Raw genomic sequence first — 15,710 nt, forward strand, 5'->3', positions numbered from 1 at the left:
TTCAGGGTTCAGGCGGTGGTTGCCATCGGGTTATTGGGGTGCGTTGTCCAGTTGGCATACTGGTCGGTCACCACTTTACCGGTGCGTTTATCCACTTCGCCGGGTTGCAAACTACGCAGAGAAATACAGTTTTCTACCGGGCAGACAGAGGCACACAGGTTGCAGCCAACGCAATCTTCTTCGCGCACTTCAAAGTGGCGTTCACCGTCTTGTAAGGTAGAGATGGCCTGGTGAGAGGTGTCTTCGCACACCAGGTGGCAACGCCCGCATTTAATACACAGGCTTTGATCAATTACGGCTTTATCAACATGATTCAGGTTGAGGTAACGCCAGTCGGTAACACTGCCCAGCGCCATGCCGCGGAAATCTTCAATGGTGCGGAACCCTTTCTGGTCCATGTAGTTTTCCAGGCCGCTAATCATGTCGCGCACAATCTGGAAACCATTAACCATCACGGCAGTACACACCTGGACGTTGCCACAACCGAGGGCGATAAATTCCGCCGCGTCGCGCCAGGTGGAAATCCCACCGATACCGGAAATCGGCAGCCCCTGGGTTTGTGCATCGCGGCCAATTTCAGACACCATATTCAGGGCAATGGGTTTCACCGCCGGGCCACAGTAGCCGCCGTGGGAACCTTTATTGCCGGTATGGGGCGTCATCAGCATGGAATCCAGGTCAACACCCATCACAGAATTGATGGTGTTGATCAGTGAAACGGCATCTGCGCCACCCGCCCGTGCGGCTCTGGCGGGGTAGCGGATATCGGTGATATTTGGGGTCAGTTTGACGATAACCGGCAGGCTGCAATACTGTTTGCACCAGCGGGTGACCATCTCAATATATTCCGGCACCTGGCCCACTGCCGCGCCCATGCCCCGTTCACTCATCCCGTGCGGGCAACCAAAGTTCAGTTCAATGCCATCAGCGCCGGTTGCTTCCACCTGCGGCAGAATAGTTTTCCAGGCGTCTTCTTCGCAGGGCACCATGATAGAGACCACAATCGCCCGGTCCGGCCAGCGTTTTTTCACCTGGGCAATTTCTTCCAGGTTAATGGCGAGGCTGCGGTCAGTGATAAGTTCAATATTATTCAGGCCAAGGACTTTACGGTCTGCGCCACGCAACGTGCTGTAACGTGGGCCACTGACGTTAACCACATGAGGGTCCAGCCCGAGGGTTTTCCACACCACGCCACCCCAGCCTGCGGCAAATGCGCGTTCCACATTCAGGGCCTTGTCGGTTGGCGGCGCAGAGGCGAGCCAGAAAGGGTTAGGGCTGTGGATGCCTAAAAAATTACTCTGTAAATCAGCCATGAACGTGCTCCCCAGCGAAATCAGCGTGAGATGAAGAAACAGAAAGTGCCTGTGCAATGGAACCTGCGGCGATTTTTCCCTGCCGCACCGCATCGACCGTGAGGTCAAGGCCACCGAAGCAACAGTCGCCCCCCGCCCAGACGCCCGGCAACGAAGTCTGGCCCTGTTCATTGGTTAAGATGCGGCCCTGTTTAAGGGTTATCGCCGCGCCTGCCGGGGCCGGATCGTAAGTCTGACCAACCGCTTTCAGTACCCAGTCCGCCGTCAGTGTGTAGTGCTCGCCACTGTCCACCAGCCCGGTGTCACTTAGGGTCACCACACTGAACGTCACGCCAGTCACCTGGTTATTTTGCTGTTCATACGCCAGCGGTGCAGACCAGTAACGCAGCGTGACACCATTGTCTTTGGCAAACGCCTGTTCTTTGGGTGAGGCTTTCATGGATTCAGCCCCACGGCGGTACACCAGCGTGACATCACGCGCACCGAGCTTCTTCGCCTGAACGGCGGCATCAATCGCCGTCATCCCACCGCCAATCACCACCACGTTACGGCCAACGGGCAACTGGCTGAGGTCTGTGCTCTGGCGCAGGCGGGCAATAAAATCAACGGCATCCATTACGCCTGCGGGTTCTGCCGAGCCCAGGCTTACGCTGTTAACAGCCGCAAGCCCCAGGCCGAGGAAAACAGCGTCATACTCTTCACGCAGTGTATTAAGGTGAACATCCTGCCCCAGGCGGGTTTGTGGGTGAAAATGAATGCCGCCCACGGACAACAGCCATGCCACTTCTTTGCTGGCAAAGTCTTCGCCCACTTTGTAGCGCGCAAGGCCATATTCATTCAGCCCACCCGCTTTCGGGCTGGCGTCAAACATATCCACTTCGTGGCCTGCAACTGCAAGTTGATGCGCAACAGTCAGGCCTGCGGGCCCTGCACCAACCACGGCCACACGCTTCCCGGTGGCGGGAGCACGAATAAACAGCGGCTTGCCACCATCAGCAAAGAACTGGTCGGTGGCAAAACGCTGGAGCAATGCAATGTTCAGCGGTTTGCCATCCTGTGCGTTACGCACACAAGCCTGCTGGCACAGGTTTTCTGTTGGGCAAACCCTGCTGCAAATCCCCCCCAGCACATTGGCTGAGAGAATCAGTTCGGCGGCACCACGCGTATTGTTTTGTGCCACACGGTGAATAAAACCAGGAACATCGATATCTGCCGGGCATGCCTGGCTGCACGGCGCGTCATAGCAGTAATGGCAACGGTCAGCTTCTGTTACAGCCTGGTGTGCTGTGAGTGGGGCTTCGCAATCGGCAAACTCACGCGCGTAATCTGCCGGGGCTAATCTGCCAGCCTGTACGCCAGCCAGATCAATACCCAAAGGTGCATGTTTATTCACAAGCCACCTCCTGCACTTGCCAAAAATGGAACAGGGGCAGCTCGGTGGGGCAACGAACAACAACATACTGCGGGAAGTCTGTGCTCATTATGCTTCTCCTGAAAGATGCAGTTCACGAAAAGGCTGGCTGCAAATTTTTGACCAAATGGTTAAGTTTTCAGGAATACCCATGCGATTTGCATGCCATTTATTTCATCTTCCCTTAACCCTTCAAAAATAAGGCTTAAGGCCATCAGCACCCTTTAAGAAATTCAATGCTTCTCTTCATTTTGGTGCATTTCGCACCATTTTTGACACCGTTAGCCACATTTAAAAGCAATAAGCCCGCTGTTACTCAAGGCCACAAATCCGCAAAACACAACTCAGCACATGCTGGGTTGCACGCTCTTCAGCGCCTTTGCTGTGAGCATCACTGCCCAAAATTGCGGCTATCTGAATATCAAAGTCGGCGTAGGTTTGGGTCATCGACCAGACGGTAAAAAAGAAGTGGGTGGTGTCAGTTGCGCGTAACTTTCCCTGCGCTATCCAGCCATCCAGCATGCGTGCTTTTTCAGCCACCAACTGGCGTAACTGATTTTGCAGTAACGGGTGCACCACCTGCGCCCCCTGCAATATTTCATTGGCAAACAGCTTCGAGGCATCCGGGCGAGTAAAGCTAAAGCGGATTTTTTTTCGTACATAAGACTCCAGCGCCACTTTCGGGTCTGCATCCGCCACCATGGCCTCAAGGGGAGCCAGCCAGTCATGGAGAATGCGCTCCAGCACCCGCAGATACAGGTTTTGTTTATTGCCAAAGTAGTAGTGAAGATTGGGTTTGGGGAGTTGGGCTTCATCGGCTATTTGTTGCATGGTCGCACCGCGAAAACCATAACGGGCAAACACCCGCTCAGCTGCGGGCAGGATAACGGCTTCATTGTCCTGGCGAATACGCCCTTTTTCTGGGCTTTCCACCATGCCACTGAGCAATACATCATTCATTAGTTAACTTACGCCTCCGAAACGAATGAAATGCGCCCTCCCTGGCGCAGAAGTATTACTGCAATTTGGCAGCGGCATCCCATACTGCGTGGGTCATAGCAGCATCGCCGGGGTCTTTCTTAATCACCGGGGTATCGCCGCCACTGTGCAGCAGAACATCAATGGTGCGATGGTAGGCTGCCGGGTCAAGCCAGCCAATTTTTGGGGTGTTCGCGTTGGTTATCAGTTTGGCGACATTTTCCATCTGGCGTGTTTGCCCTTCCACGGTGGAAGCACCGGAGGCATCTTCAGCGACTACAATTTTCGCCGCTTCTTCCGGGTGTTTAACGGCATAATTCCACCCTTCAAATGACGCTTTCAGGAATTTCGCCATTTTGCTAACAAACGCCGGGTCTTTGAGGTCCGGGCCACGTACGTACAAGCCGTCTTCCAGGGTTGAAACCCCTTCGTCTTCATACGGGAAATTAATCAGTTCATCTTTTTTCAGCCCAGCGTCAATTAACTGCCAGTATTCGTTGTAATTCATGGTGGAGATACAGGCCGCCTGGTCTTGTAACAGCGGGTCAACGTTGAAGCCCTGTTTTAAGATGGTGATATCTTTACCCGGTTTCAGCCCCAGTTTGTTCATCCAGTTAAAGAAGGGGTATTCGTTGCCGCCAAACCAGACTCCAAGGGTTTTACCTTTAAAGTCCGCCGGGGTTTTAATGCCACTGGCTTTTTTACAGGTGAGCATCATGCCCGAGCGGTCATACACCTGAGCAATATTCACTAATGGAACGCCAGCCTCGCGGGAAGCAAGGGCATCAGGCAGCCAGTCAACAATGACATCTGCAGATTTACCGGCGATCACCTGGACTGGCGAAATATCTGTTCCGCCAGGCTTGATAGTGACATCCAGACCTTCTTTTTGATAAAAGCCTTTCGCCTGCGCCACGTAATAACCAGCAAACTGTGCTTGCGGCACCCATTTTAATTGGAGCGTTACTTTCTCTGCGGCAAAGGTTTGGAAGGCGAGCGTCGCAGACATTGCCGCCAGCAACAATCCCCGGCGAAAAGCAGAACGTTTTATCATTGAGTAACTCCTCGGGTTAGGTATGTATATCCCCAGAATCATTCCGGCACACCGCTACCAGCTACCGGTATTAAAAAGGGAATACAAACGTGCTAAGCATCATTAATTAACGTTATTTTTCATTCACTTCGCTTACGACATACCACGCACTGTGGGATGCCAGAAATTAATCCGCCGGTCCAGGCGAACAACCAGGGCGTACATCAGAGAACCAGCAACTGAGGCCACCACAATGGCAGACCACACCACCGGCATATGCATACGCGCAGATTCGGTAGAAATACGAAAGCCCAGCCCGGCAGTGGGCGAGCCAAAAAACTCCGCAACAATGGCGGTAATTAATGACAGCGTTGCATTCACTTTCAGAGCACTAAAAATGAACGGCATGGCTTCAGGCAGGCGCAAGGAAAGCAGGCTCTGGCGCGGCGTGGCGGCATAGCAATACATCAGTTCCTGCTCCATTTTCCCGCAGGATTTCAGGCCTGCCAGCGTGCTCACCAACGCCGGGAAAAAAGTGACCAGGGTGACAACAGCCGCTTTGGAAGGCCAGTCGAAACCAAACCACATCACCGCAATGGGTGCCACACCCACTAACGGCACGGTACTGGTCAGGTTTGCAACCGGCAGTAACCCGCGTTGCAGGAAAGGCAGGCGGTCTATCAATAAAGCAACCACAATACCCAGCCCGCTTCCCAGTACATAACCCGCCAGCACAGACTTAATCACCGTTTGCAGGACATCGCCCATCAGCATACCTAAGCTGCTCACCAGCGCTGAAACAATCGCCAGTGGCGCAGGTAAAATGACCTGTGGCACATCAAACGCCGTGACCAGAATTTGCCAAAACACCAGAATCCACAGCCCCAACAAGCTGGCGACCAGGCTTGCGGGTAGTGGCGTGCGGGCAAGGCGCTGCACACTGACCACCGCCAGTAATGCTACCGCCGCCAGAGTTAACCCACTGAACGGCAGCCATGCCAGCCAAACGGTGCCCGCTGCCAGGGTGATGGCAAAAGCCGCCATGCGCCAGACCGGCAATGTGGGTGAACAGGCCAGAAGCGCACTGATGATCAGCACCAGGTTTACCGCCACCAGCACACCGTTTGCCTGCGGGGTAACGGAGAGTTGAACCAGGGATAAAACCAGTAACAGCAGAGCCAGCAGCAGTGGGATAACCCCCGGAATAGTTTTACCTTTCATCACACCCCCTTACGCTTACGCATGACCAGGCGCTCAGCCAGTGTGACCATGCCGGTTAATGCCAGGCCCAGTAGCGACGCCATAACCAGCGCCGACCAAATTTGCACTGTGTTGCCGTAATAAGAACCGGTCAGCAGGCGAGCCCCTAACCCGGCCTGCGCGCCTGTCGGCAGCTCTGCTACCATGGTGCCCACCAGCCCACTGGCAATAGCGACACGAAAAGCGGGGAACAGATACGGCAAGGCAGAAGGCAGGCGCACCATCCAGAAGATATGGATCCGGCTGGCCGCCCAGGTGTGTACCAGCTCCATCTCCATTTTTTGCGGGGAACGCAGCCCCTGAACGGTGGCTATCGTGACCGGGAAAAAGCACAAGTACATGGCGATCGTCGCCTTGGGCAACATACCGGTTATCCCCATGCTGCCGAGGATTATCAGCACGATGGGTGCAATAGCCAGCACCGGAATGGTTTGTGAGGCCACAATCCACGGCAACAATGCTTTATCCAGTGTGCGCGAATGAACAATACACACCGCCAGCAAAATCCCCAGCACCACCCCCATAGCGAAACCGGTTAGTGCTGCACTGGCCGTCACCCAGGTGTGCAATAGCAGGTTACGTGGTGATGTCACCGGCCATTGAGTCAGGCTGTTCCAAATATCGGCAACAATTTGGTGGGGTGCGGGCAGTAACGGGCGAGTGGCATTTAGCGAGGCAACAATCAGGTCTGCCGTATTCCAGGATGCACGGTGGGACAACACCCGGTCAATGGTGCCATGGGCATTCAGCGCCACAGCCAGGGCATACCACAATACAATCACCGCCAGCAGCACCACACTGACAGGCAGAGTATGGAACGTTAAACGCCGCCCCCAGGTGAGCGTTTTAGTGGTCATGATGCCCCTCCACCAGCGCTTCCCTTACTTCCTGGGATAGCTGCATAAATGCAGCTGTATCGCGGATCGCAAGGTCACGTTCAGCAGGCAGAGGCGAATCAATCACTTTAATAATGCGCCCAGGCCGGGGAGACATAATGACGATTTTGGTGGACAGGTATACCGCTTCAGAAATGGAGTGCGTCACAAACACCATCGTGCGTTGTTCGTGATACCACAGTTGTTGCAGTTGCTGGTTGAGGTTATCGCGGGTCAGCTCATCCAGCGCGCCGAAAGGTTCATCCATCATCAATATTTTGGGTTCAAAACCTAAAGCACGGGCAATGGAGACACGCTGTTGCATCCCACCGGATAACTGCCAGGGGTACTTTTTCTCAAACCCTTTTAGCCCAACACGCGCCAGTTGCTCACGGGCAATTTCATCACACCGGCCTGGCGGCACACCCTGAATCTGTAATGGCAACATGACATTCGCCAGCACCGTGCGCCACGGGAGCAACACAGGTGCCTGGAAGACATAACCATAAGCCCCGGACTGGCGGGCTTCAGAAGGAGACATATCGTTGACCAGTAACTCACCTGAACTGACCTGTTCGAGATCGGCAATGGCACGCAGTAAGGTTGTTTTTCCGCAACCGGATGGCCCAATGAAAGAGACAAACTCACCCTGGCGAATTGTCAGCCTGACATCTTTAAGTGCATGTACTGGCTGGTCAGCCGCCGGGTAGATGACATTCACATCACGTACCGTAATGGCTGGCCGTGCAGTGGCGGGTTTTAAAGACACCACTGCAGATTCTTCCTCATACATTAGCTGGCTCATTCCCCTGCTCCCCTGTCAATTTTTGACTGGTTGGTTAAGTTTCTCTTGGTTATGCCATTTCTGTGCCAGAGTGAAAAATCGCAAGTACACAGCATGTTTGCAGCAATTGGCAGCAAGATATGAACTTTTATTGACCAGATGTGGTGCAAAAAACAACAGAATTGCTTTGTGATGGGGCAAGAAAGAAGTGAGAACGATAAAAACCAGGGTAAGCGCGCTGAAAAGGTGATGAAAAAGACAGCAACTGCCATCCTATAAAAGGGGCGCAGTTGCTGTTAGTGACAGATACCCACCACCTTTGTGGCAGTTGGCGGAAAAACCAGCAAAAATACCGTCATGGCTATCAGAATGACTAATATCTGCTGCCCGATACTGAACATTCTTTCTGCCAGAACAGCAACACTGGCATAACCGGCAAAAAACGGTATGGTTTGCTGATGAAAATTGTTAATGACTTTCAGGAACTCACCATGGAAAACCCGCTTACCTTCCACCGCTACCACGGGCTTGGCAACGACTACCTGGTCTGCCACCACAGTGTGGCGGCACAACTGACTAACCAGCAGATCCAGCGCATTTGTGACCGCCATTATGGCATTGGCTCCGATGGCCTGTTGGTGGATGGCGATGACGGCGATACCCCCACATTGCGTATTATTAACCCCGATGCTTCAGAAGCTGAAAAAAGCGGCAATGGGCTGAGGATCTATGCCCGTTATCTGTTCGATTGCGGCCGCGTGGCGCACACGCCTTTTAAAGTAAATACCCTTGGCGGCCAGGTTTCCTGCCTGGTGGAAGAAGGGGCACATCAAGTGGTTGTGGATATGGGCGAAGCCCGTTTTAACCCTGCCGCCCTGCCAGCATTAGTAGAAGGCACAGAAGCACTGGCTCTGCCATTAATGCTGGGCGGTAAATCCTGGCAGGCCACCCTGGTTTCCATGGGCAACCCACATTGCGTTATCCGTGTGGAAAAGCTCGACCTGAACCTGGTACAACAATTGGGTGGGCAAGTGGAAACCTTGCCCTTATTCCCCCGGCGCACCAATGTGCAGTTTGTGGAAGTGCTGGACCGCAATAATATCAATATTGGTATTTGGGAACGGGGAGCCGGTTATACCCTGGCTTCCGGCAGCAGCAGTTGTGCCGCCGCCAGTGCCATGTACAAACTGGGGTTAGTGGATGAACAAGTCACTGTGCATATGCCAGGCGGGCAGCTCACCATTACGCTGAATAAAGATTTCCAGGTCAGAATGCGTGGCCCGGTACAGAAAGTTGCTACTATTCAGTTAGATAACGACTGTTTTTTTGATATACCCTGTTAAGCTCAAATCCCGAAATGAAGCCGGGCTTCCCGCTTTGCCCGGCTTTAATACACATAAATCAGCAGCAACCGCACATATTCTGTGTATTCCCTTCAAGTTATTCCCCGATTAGTCGATAGCAGATAGATAAAAATAACTTTCCTCCTACAACTTGTTACTCACCGGGAGTTCAGAATGAAAATGACCGTTCGGGCGCGTTTAATCGGTATAATTGGTTTTCTCTGTATCTTATTAGTGATCACCTCTGTTTGGGGGATCTTTGGCCTGCACAGTGCAGAACAACGGGCAGAAAGCACTTACCGTACTGAACTGCTGCCACTGCAATACTCTTCCCGTTTGTACCGCATGGTGCAAAACCAGTCTTCTACATTATTTGAAGCGTTACGTTACTGGACCAGCGCAAGTGAAGTCGAAACCCGGCTCGCCATTATTCAGGACGACAGTGAAAAAATTGCCACCGCTCGTAAAGCCTGGGCAGGCCTGGATACCCATAAAGACATTGCCGGGCTGCGCGACAGTTTTTTCCAGGACCTCGACAATTACCAGCAGGCGCTGAATGAAGCGGGGAGCCTGCTCAAGCAAGGCAACCCTTCCGCAGCCCTGGTGGTGATTGAAACCCGCCTGCGAGTCCACTCAAGGGCGATGGCAAAGAATATTGATGACCTCGATGCCCAAATGCGCACGTTGGCGGAGAACACTTACCAGCAAAGTCACAGCGCCTATCTGCTGACACGTAACAGCCTTGTAGTCATGCTGATTGTCGGGTTACTGGCAGGCATTATTGCAGGCTGGCTGCTGATTCGCTCGCTGCACCAGACACTTTCCCGCGCCCGTAACCTGGCGGAATCCATTGCCAATGGTGAACTGAACCACCAGGTCACTGCCAGCACACGCGATGAACTGGGGGAACTGATGCAGTCACTCTCCACAATGGATGTGCGCCTGTCAGATATCGTGCAGGATGTCAGCAGCAGTGCCGACATTCTGCGTGATGCGGCACGCCAAATGGCTCAGGGCAACGACGACCTTTCTGAGCGCACGCACTCCCAGGCGAGCTCCCTTGAAGAAACCGCTGCCAGCATGGAGCAAATGACTGCCACTGTGAAACACAACGCGGAAAACGCTTCACAGGCAGATGCACTGGCAACCACGGTGCGTGAACAGGCACAACGTGGTAGCGATGTTTTAAACAGCGCGGTAAGCGCCATGCGTGAAATTGAAGAAGCCAGTAACCAAATTGCCGATATCAACCGGGTGATTGATGAACTGGCCTTCCAGACTAACTTACTGGCACTGAACGCTGCGGTGGAAGCCGCAAGAGCGGGTGAACAAGGGCGTGGTTTTGCCGTAGTTGCCACCGAAGTGCGACAGTTAGCCCAGCGTTCGGCAAAAGCAGCGGCTGAAATCAAAACCCTGATAGACGCAAGCGTAAGCAAAATTAATACCGGGAGTGACCTGGTCAGCCGCTCTGGTGACATGCTGAATGAAATTAACCAGGGCGTTGAACGCGTGGTTCATATTGTGGGTGAAATTGCCGTTGCCAGCCGGGAACAATCAAGCGGCATTGAGCAAGTCAATGCGGCGGTGAACCTGATGGATACCGCTATTCAACAAAATGCTTCACTGGTGCAGGAAGCAAGCCACGCCAGCCAAACAGTACGCCAGCATGCTGATTTATTAGTGGAAAAAATGGCCTTTTTCCACACGCAAAATAGTGAAAAAGCGCTGCCTGGAACGGCAACTCACACCGCGATTGAATACAAGGAGGCATGATGCGCAAGTTACTGGCTACACTTTGCCTGGTATTCCCGGCGCTCAGCTGGGCCGACACAACGCTGAAAATCGCCACCATCAGTAATGGCGATATGACGATTATGCAGCAGCTCTCAAACCAGTATGAGCAGTCTCACCCTGGTGTCCATTTGCAATGGCATGTTATGGACGATGGTGCACTCAGAAAAACCATTTATTCCTCAATGGAAGGTAACGGAGAACGTTTTGATGTGATTACCGTCGGCACATACGAAGCACCGTTATGGGGAGAAAAAGGCTGGCTCGCGCCACTGAATAATTTACCCGACAGTTATGATGTGAATGATTTACTGCCCCCACTGCGCAAAGCGCTTTCATGGCATAACACGCTGTATGCCCTGCCATTTTATGGTGAAAGCAGTATGACGTATTACCGCAAAGACTTGTTTGCAGCAAAAGGGCTCAGCATGCCAGCAGAGCCCACCTGGCAGGATATTCAGCATTTTGCGGCCGAACTAACGGATAAGAGCAAAGGTATTTATGGTTTATGCCTGCGCGGGCAACCGGGCTGGGGCGATAACGTTGCCCTCATCAACACCATGGCTAATTCCTATGGCGCACAGTGGTTCGATGAAAGCTGGGCCCCCACCATGAACACACCAGAATGGCGGCGGGTTCTGACTGACTATGTGGCAATGGTGCATGAGTACGGCCCGCCCGATACCGTAGACAACAGTTTTGGGCAGATCCTGCGCCTGACGGCTCAAGGGGAATGCGCCATGTGGGTAGACAGCACCGTTGCCGCCGGGCTGCTGACCAACCCGCAGATTTCACTGGTCGCCGACAAACTGGGGTTTACCTCAGCACCTCATGACATTACCCGTAATGGCTCTCACTGGTTGTGGGCGTGGGCGCTGGCGGTACCGGCTAACAGTTCACAGCGGGAACAGGCGATGGATTTCATTGCCTGGGCCACTTCCCGTGGGTATATCCAGGAGGTTGCCAAAGTGGTGGGCTGGGGCTCTGTTCCTCCTGGCAGCAGGCAATCGACCTATGCTGAAGCAGGCTACCAGGCACTGGCTCCTTACGCCAGGCAAGTGCTGGCTGCCATGGAAACGGCTTCACCGGAAACACCGACACTGAACCCGGTACCCTACCAGGGAATTCAGTATGTCAGTATTCCCGGGTTCGACCAGATGGGCAGCCAGGTAGCGCAGAACATCGCTAACCTGTTAACCGGCAAACTGACGGTGGATGAAACCCTGAGCGCCAACCAGCAGGCTGTGCTGGATGTGCGGCAGAAAGTCCACTAACCACCAAAAGACAACTGCCCCATGCTTAACCAGATGGGGCAGTTATTTCAGGCTGTTATTTTCCGCTGACGGCAGCCATACCTTTTAATAACGCAGCATTAAACACCGCAGGGTCCTGAATTTGTGGGGCGTGGCCCAGGTTATCGAATTCAACCAGCGTGGCATGCGGCATTTTGCTGGCCGCTTCTTTACCCAGAACAGCATAGTTACCCAGTGTGGCCTGCACCGCAGGCGGCACACCATCTTTCCCCGGCGCGGTATTGTCTTTCTTACCCACCATAAGCAGCACCGGCATGTGTAAATCACCCCATTCATACATAACGGGCTGGGTGTAAATCATGTCGTACAGTTGTGCAGAGTTCCAGGCTATACGCTGTTTGCCCGGGCCGTTATACATACCCGCCAGCATGTTCACCCATTTATCCCATGCGGGTTTCCACTCACCGGCATAGTAAGTGTGCTGTTCATATTTGCGAATAGAAGCAGCAGTGGTTTTCAGCTCTTTTTGGTACCACTGGTCGATAGTGCGGTAAGGCACGCCTTTGCGTTTCAGGTCTTCCAGGCCAACCGGGTCCACCAGAATCAGTTGCGACACGGATTCCGGGTACATCAGTGCAAAACGCGTCGCCAGCATCCCACCGGTGGAGTGCCCCATCAGGCGAAAGCGGGTTATTCCCAGGTGACTCAGCAACTGGTGGGTATTTTCTGCCAGTTGCTGAAAGCTAAACTGGTAAGCTGCCGGTTTGCTGGATTTGCAAAAACCGATTTGGTCCGGTGCTATTACCCGGTAACCCTGTGATGACAGCAAGCGAATAGTGCCTTCCCAGGTATCTGAGCAAAAGTTTTTGCCATGCATCAGCACCGCAACCTGCCCATTCGCCTTTTCCGGGCGAATATCCAGATACGCCATCTCCAGGGACTGCCCCTGTGAAGTAAAGGTAAAATGCCGGGCAGGCCAGGCGTAGTTAAAACCTTCCAGTTGTAACCCATAGCTGGGGGTTTGCGTTTGTGCCCATACAGGAAAAGCACAACAAAGCGACAGTAAAGCTGCAGGTAAAACACGTATTCCCATTATCCACCTCCATATAAAAACCAGGCACCAGGTATAACGGTTTCAGTTAAGTGACAGGGGAAAAACGTGCTATTTGCGGTGAGTCAGGCAGGAAATACACGGCCTGCTGTTATTGCAGGCCGTGAACTCAGTGTGAAACTCATTAATACCAGTAAACTCCATGAACTCCGTTTGCCCACATGCACCACTGACCAGGCACCCAGTTGGTTGGGGTAACGCCACACGCCCATAAATGTGCTGATATTCTCCGCCAGCCAGATAAAAAAACCGACCAGCACCGTTACCCCATTACCGTGCGGTACAGCAGGCTGTCGAGCGCCCCTGTTTTCCCTGTGGCGCTCAAAGGTAATTCCGGTGGGATTTCCCCTCTTTCCAGCTCGTGTTCAATAAACGCGTGCAGGTGCTCCCTGCGCGGGCCATACCCGGCCTCCCCGGTGCGCTGTTTGATTTCCAGTAACTGTTCGATTTCCGCCAGAAGGCAGGCATCAGTAACTGTTTTTGCCAGTAATTCCTGAAACAGTACTGGTGGCTGCCCCAGCCCGGCCTCAATCCAGCGCACTGCCAGCAAAGGCCTCAGCACATAAAAGTATTTCTTCAGCCGCACCGTGTCGCCCTGCAAATAACCACGAAAGTTTTTGCGCGCCATTGAGTAATAGTGCCAGCGAGCCCTGACAGGTGAGAACCAGTCGGGTTGCTGTGCGCGCAACTCAGCCATCACACAGTCATCCTGCAGGTAAACCACCGGGGAGTTCAGCCATTCGAGCAACGTAGGGTTGGCAGCTTTTAATAGCCCCAGGGCTTTGCGCCACTCCCAGCCACTGACATCCAGCTCATCATCGATAGGGAGTTCGATGACATCGCGTTGCGGTTCAACCCGCAAGTACCACTCGGCCGGGTGAACATATAAAAACCGTACATCGTAGTCGCTGTCTGGTGAGGCAAAGCCCCACCCACGGCTCCCGGATTCACAGGCATAAAGCACCTTCACCCCAAACCGACTTTCTACAGATTGTAATGTGTGCCGCACACGGCTCTGCATGGCGGCGTCCACTGCTAATGTTGCCATTTTCTTCTCCTTTTTTGGCCTGTTGCCGGGTTACACATTAATTTTCACTAATCCCTGTAGTACCTGGTCCAGCCCACCAAATACTGAAATTTTATCAATACGTTCAGCCACTTTTTCCAGGGTTTCCATTTCTTTGAGCCGCAACGCAACCGGGTTGTTTTCCATCACTTTGGCTGTATTCAGCAAAGAGCGGGTTGCTGCCGTTTCTTCACGGCGACGGATAACATTTGCCTGCGCTGATTTTTCCGCTTCAACCAGCCGGGTTAAAATCGCCTTCATATCGCCAGGCAAGATAATGTCTTTCACGCCGACAGACGCAATTTCAATACCAAAGGGCGCCAGGCGCTGTGTTACTTGCTCACCCACGATGCCATCCAGCACCAGTTTGTCTTCCAGCAATTCGTCCAGCGAGCGGGTTCCCACAGCCTGGCGCAGCGCGAACTGCACTTCCCGGTACAGGTATTCCAGTGGCTTAGTCAGTTGTGCAAATGCGCTCAATACATCCTGGTAGCGCCAGTTCACCGCCATATTCAGGCGAATGCTGACTTTGTCTTTGGTCAGGATCTCCTGGCCGCTCACTTCCAGTGCCTGTAAGCGCAAATCAACCACTTCCGCTTCCACCAGGTGGTTTACCTTCCAGTACGCATGCACGCCGGGCGGTAACAGTTCCTGGGTTACGCCATCTATTTTCAGCACCCCGGTATGCCAGGCAGGGACTTGTACGCTCACCACAATGTCCCGGCCTTTAACCGCCGCACTTCCGGTGCGAGATTTCACCAGCAGGTTTTGCAGCGCTTCGGGTAACTTCACGTCCTGAACCGCTACGCGTTCCAGGCGTAATGCCCCCTGGTTCTGCCAGTACAGACGGCGCGTTGAAGGGGGAATCAATGCCTGCAACACACCATCGCAATACAACACCCCCACTTCCTCTTGACTGGTGTCTGCTTCCAGGCAATACCGCGCCACCCACTCGGGTTTGTAGTGGCGCAAATAGCCACTGAGTTCGTCATCCACAATGCTGCCATCCAGTTTTATCAACTGCACTTCGGCTGCCGAAAACCAGGGTAAATGGTGCTGGCCCGCTTCCAGAATTTTTTCAATTTCTTCGTGTTGCGCCAGCAAACCAATCTGACCTTTCCGTATTGTGATTTTTTTAGCCATGTTGTTTTCCTCATTTTTGAATACCAGTGCAACCACGGATGCAGGGGCGAAACCGCAGGGGAAACGTTGTTTTGCCCACGGCCCGGCACCATTACCGGTGGTTGCCAGGGGGCCACTCCAGACTGGCAGCAACCCGTTGTACTACATCTGTTTATTAACTCTTCCCATAAGAGGTGCGAACCCAGGAATCGAACCTGGCATAACCGACTTTTCGCTAATGTCGTTCTGCTGGCGGAACACACCCCGGATAACGACCGTATCGCTCCTGGTGCGCTGGCGGAGAGTTGTTAACTCCGGCAATTCCAACATGCTGACGTAGATAACATTGCCAGTTCCGTGCCAAAAACCA

At 53.3% G+C, this 15,710-nt stretch carries 14 protein-coding genes and 1 pseudogene; 4 read left to right on the forward strand and 11 right to left on the reverse strand.

Features of this window, described 5'->3' with window-relative positions:
* Nucleotides 1–8: 8 nt before the first annotated feature.
* From preA to LC084_RS11540, 7 genes are all read right to left on the reverse strand, one after another.
* Complete coding sequence (gene preA, locus LC084_RS11510) at nt 9–1,313, reverse strand: NAD-dependent dihydropyrimidine dehydrogenase subunit PreA (RefSeq protein WP_226571370.1); 1,305 nt, start codon at nt 1,311–1,313, stop codon at nt 9–11.
* The gene (locus LC084_RS11515) at nt 1,306–2,706 is read right to left on the reverse strand and encodes an NAD(P)-dependent oxidoreductase (protein WP_226571371.1); all 1,401 of its coding nucleotides are present in this window, start codon (nt 2,704–2,706) and stop codon (nt 1,306–1,308) included. The genes preA and LC084_RS11515 overlap by 8 nt, the downstream gene beginning before the upstream one ends.
* 330 nt (nt 2,707–3,036) lie before the next feature.
* Nucleotides 3,037–3,684, reverse strand: coding sequence for a TetR/AcrR family transcriptional regulator (locus LC084_RS11520; RefSeq protein ID WP_226571372.1), 648 nt, complete (start codon nt 3,682–3,684; stop codon nt 3,037–3,039).
* 55 nt (nt 3,685–3,739) lie between these two features.
* Nucleotides 3,740–4,756: an ABC transporter substrate-binding protein gene (locus tag LC084_RS11525; protein WP_226571373.1), complete on the reverse strand. Its 1,017-nt coding sequence runs from the start codon at nt 4,754–4,756 to the stop codon at nt 3,740–3,742.
* Between the two features lie 132 nt (nt 4,757–4,888).
* Nucleotides 4,889–5,956: an ABC transporter permease gene (locus LC084_RS11530; protein WP_226571374.1), complete on the reverse strand. Its 1,068-nt coding sequence runs from the start codon at nt 5,954–5,956 to the stop codon at nt 4,889–4,891.
* On the reverse strand, nt 5,956–6,852 hold the full coding sequence (locus LC084_RS11535; RefSeq protein ID WP_226571375.1) for an ABC transporter permease: 897 nt from the start codon (nt 6,850–6,852) through the stop codon (nt 5,956–5,958). The genes LC084_RS11530 and LC084_RS11535 overlap by 1 nt, the downstream gene beginning before the upstream one ends.
* Nucleotides 6,842–7,675 (reverse strand): ABC transporter ATP-binding protein, encoded by an 834-nt coding sequence (locus LC084_RS11540; RefSeq protein ID WP_226571376.1) that lies wholly within the window; start codon nt 7,673–7,675, stop codon nt 6,842–6,844. The genes LC084_RS11535 and LC084_RS11540 overlap by 11 nt, the downstream gene beginning before the upstream one ends.
* Nucleotides 7,676–8,112: 437 nt before the next feature.
* On the opposite strand from LC084_RS11540, the gene dapF reads away from it, so the two are divergent.
* The 3 genes from dapF to LC084_RS11555 all read left to right on the forward strand — a co-directional run bounded on the left by dapF (nt 8,113) and on the right by LC084_RS11555 (nt 12,062).
* A complete protein-coding gene (dapF, locus tag LC084_RS11545; RefSeq protein WP_226571377.1) occupies nt 8,113–8,997 on the forward strand; it encodes a diaminopimelate epimerase in 885 nt (294 codons plus the stop codon).
* A 174-nt stretch (nt 8,998–9,171) separates the two neighbouring features.
* Nucleotides 9,172–10,770, forward strand: coding sequence for a methyl-accepting chemotaxis protein (locus tag LC084_RS11550; RefSeq protein WP_226571378.1), 1,599 nt, complete (start codon nt 9,172–9,174; stop codon nt 10,768–10,770).
* A complete protein-coding gene (locus LC084_RS11555; protein ID WP_226571379.1) occupies nt 10,767–12,062 on the forward strand; it encodes an ABC transporter substrate-binding protein in 1,296 nt (431 codons plus the stop codon). The genes LC084_RS11550 and LC084_RS11555 overlap by 4 nt, the downstream gene beginning before the upstream one ends.
* Before the next feature lie 55 nt (nt 12,063–12,117).
* Here LC084_RS11555 and LC084_RS11560 read toward each other — a convergent pair whose 3' ends face one another.
* From LC084_RS11560 to LC084_RS11575, 4 genes and pseudogenes are all read right to left on the reverse strand, one after another.
* Nucleotides 12,118–13,134, reverse strand: coding sequence for an alpha/beta fold hydrolase (locus LC084_RS11560; protein WP_226571380.1), 1,017 nt, complete (start codon nt 13,132–13,134; stop codon nt 12,118–12,120).
* Nucleotides 13,135–13,217: 83 nt separating this feature from the next.
* Nucleotides 13,218–13,412 (reverse strand): annotated as a pseudogene (locus tag LC084_RS11565) (DUF817 family protein); the annotation flags it as partial.
* A gap of 2 nt (nt 13,413–13,414) precedes the next feature.
* Entirely contained in the window at nt 13,415–14,200 is a 786-nt protein-coding gene (locus tag LC084_RS11570) for a nucleotidyltransferase domain-containing protein (protein ID WP_226571381.1), read from the reverse strand.
* Nucleotides 14,201–14,230: 30 nt separating this feature from the next.
* The gene (locus LC084_RS11575) at nt 14,231–15,361 is read right to left on the reverse strand and encodes a slipin family protein (RefSeq protein WP_226571382.1); all 1,131 of its coding nucleotides are present in this window, start codon (nt 15,359–15,361) and stop codon (nt 14,231–14,233) included.
* Between the two features lie 66 nt (nt 15,362–15,427).
* On the opposite strand from LC084_RS11575, the gene LC084_RS11580 reads away from it, so the two are divergent.
* Nucleotides 15,428–15,652, forward strand: coding sequence for a hypothetical protein (locus LC084_RS11580; RefSeq protein WP_226571383.1), 225 nt, complete (start codon nt 15,428–15,430; stop codon nt 15,650–15,652).
* Nucleotides 15,653–15,710: the final 58 nt, after the last annotated feature.

Origin of the sequence: Mangrovibacter yixingensis, assembly GCF_020523985.1 — a bacterium.
GTDB lineage: Bacteria > Pseudomonadota > Gammaproteobacteria > Enterobacterales > Enterobacteriaceae > Mangrovibacter > Mangrovibacter yixingensis.

Coding starts and splice junctions, on each gene's coding strand:
- preA (WP_226571370.1), bottom strand. CDS start 1,313: ATGGCTGATTTACAGAGTAATTTTTTAGGCATCCACAGCCCTAACCCT.
- LC084_RS11520 (WP_226571372.1), bottom strand. CDS start 3,684: ATGAATGATGTATTGCTCAGTGGCATGGTGGAAAGCCCAGAAAAAGGG.
- LC084_RS11525 (WP_226571373.1), bottom strand. CDS start 4,756: ATGATAAAACGTTCTGCTTTTCGCCGGGGATTGTTGCTGGCGGCAATG.
- LC084_RS11530 (WP_226571374.1), bottom strand. CDS start 5,956: ATGAAAGGTAAAACTATTCCGGGGGTTATCCCACTGCTGCTGGCTCTG.
- LC084_RS11535 (WP_226571375.1), bottom strand. CDS start 6,852: ATGACCACTAAAACGCTCACCTGGGGGCGGCGTTTAACGTTCCATACT.
- LC084_RS11540 (WP_226571376.1), bottom strand. CDS start 7,675: ATGAGCCAGCTAATGTATGAGGAAGAATCTGCAGTGGTGTCTTTAAAA.
- dapF (WP_226571377.1), top strand. CDS start 8,113: ATGAAAATTGTTAATGACTTTCAGGAACTCACCATGGAAAACCCGCTT.
- LC084_RS11550 (WP_226571378.1), top strand. CDS start 9,172: ATGAAAATGACCGTTCGGGCGCGTTTAATCGGTATAATTGGTTTTCTC.
- LC084_RS11555 (WP_226571379.1), top strand. CDS start 10,767: ATGATGCGCAAGTTACTGGCTACACTTTGCCTGGTATTCCCGGCGCTC.
- LC084_RS11560 (WP_226571380.1), bottom strand. CDS start 13,134: ATGGGAATACGTGTTTTACCTGCAGCTTTACTGTCGCTTTGTTGTGCT.
- LC084_RS11570 (WP_226571381.1), bottom strand. CDS start 14,200: ATGGCAACATTAGCAGTGGACGCCGCCATGCAGAGCCGTGTGCGGCAC.
- LC084_RS11575 (WP_226571382.1), bottom strand. CDS start 15,361: ATGGCTAAAAAAATCACAATACGGAAAGGTCAGATTGGTTTGCTGGCG.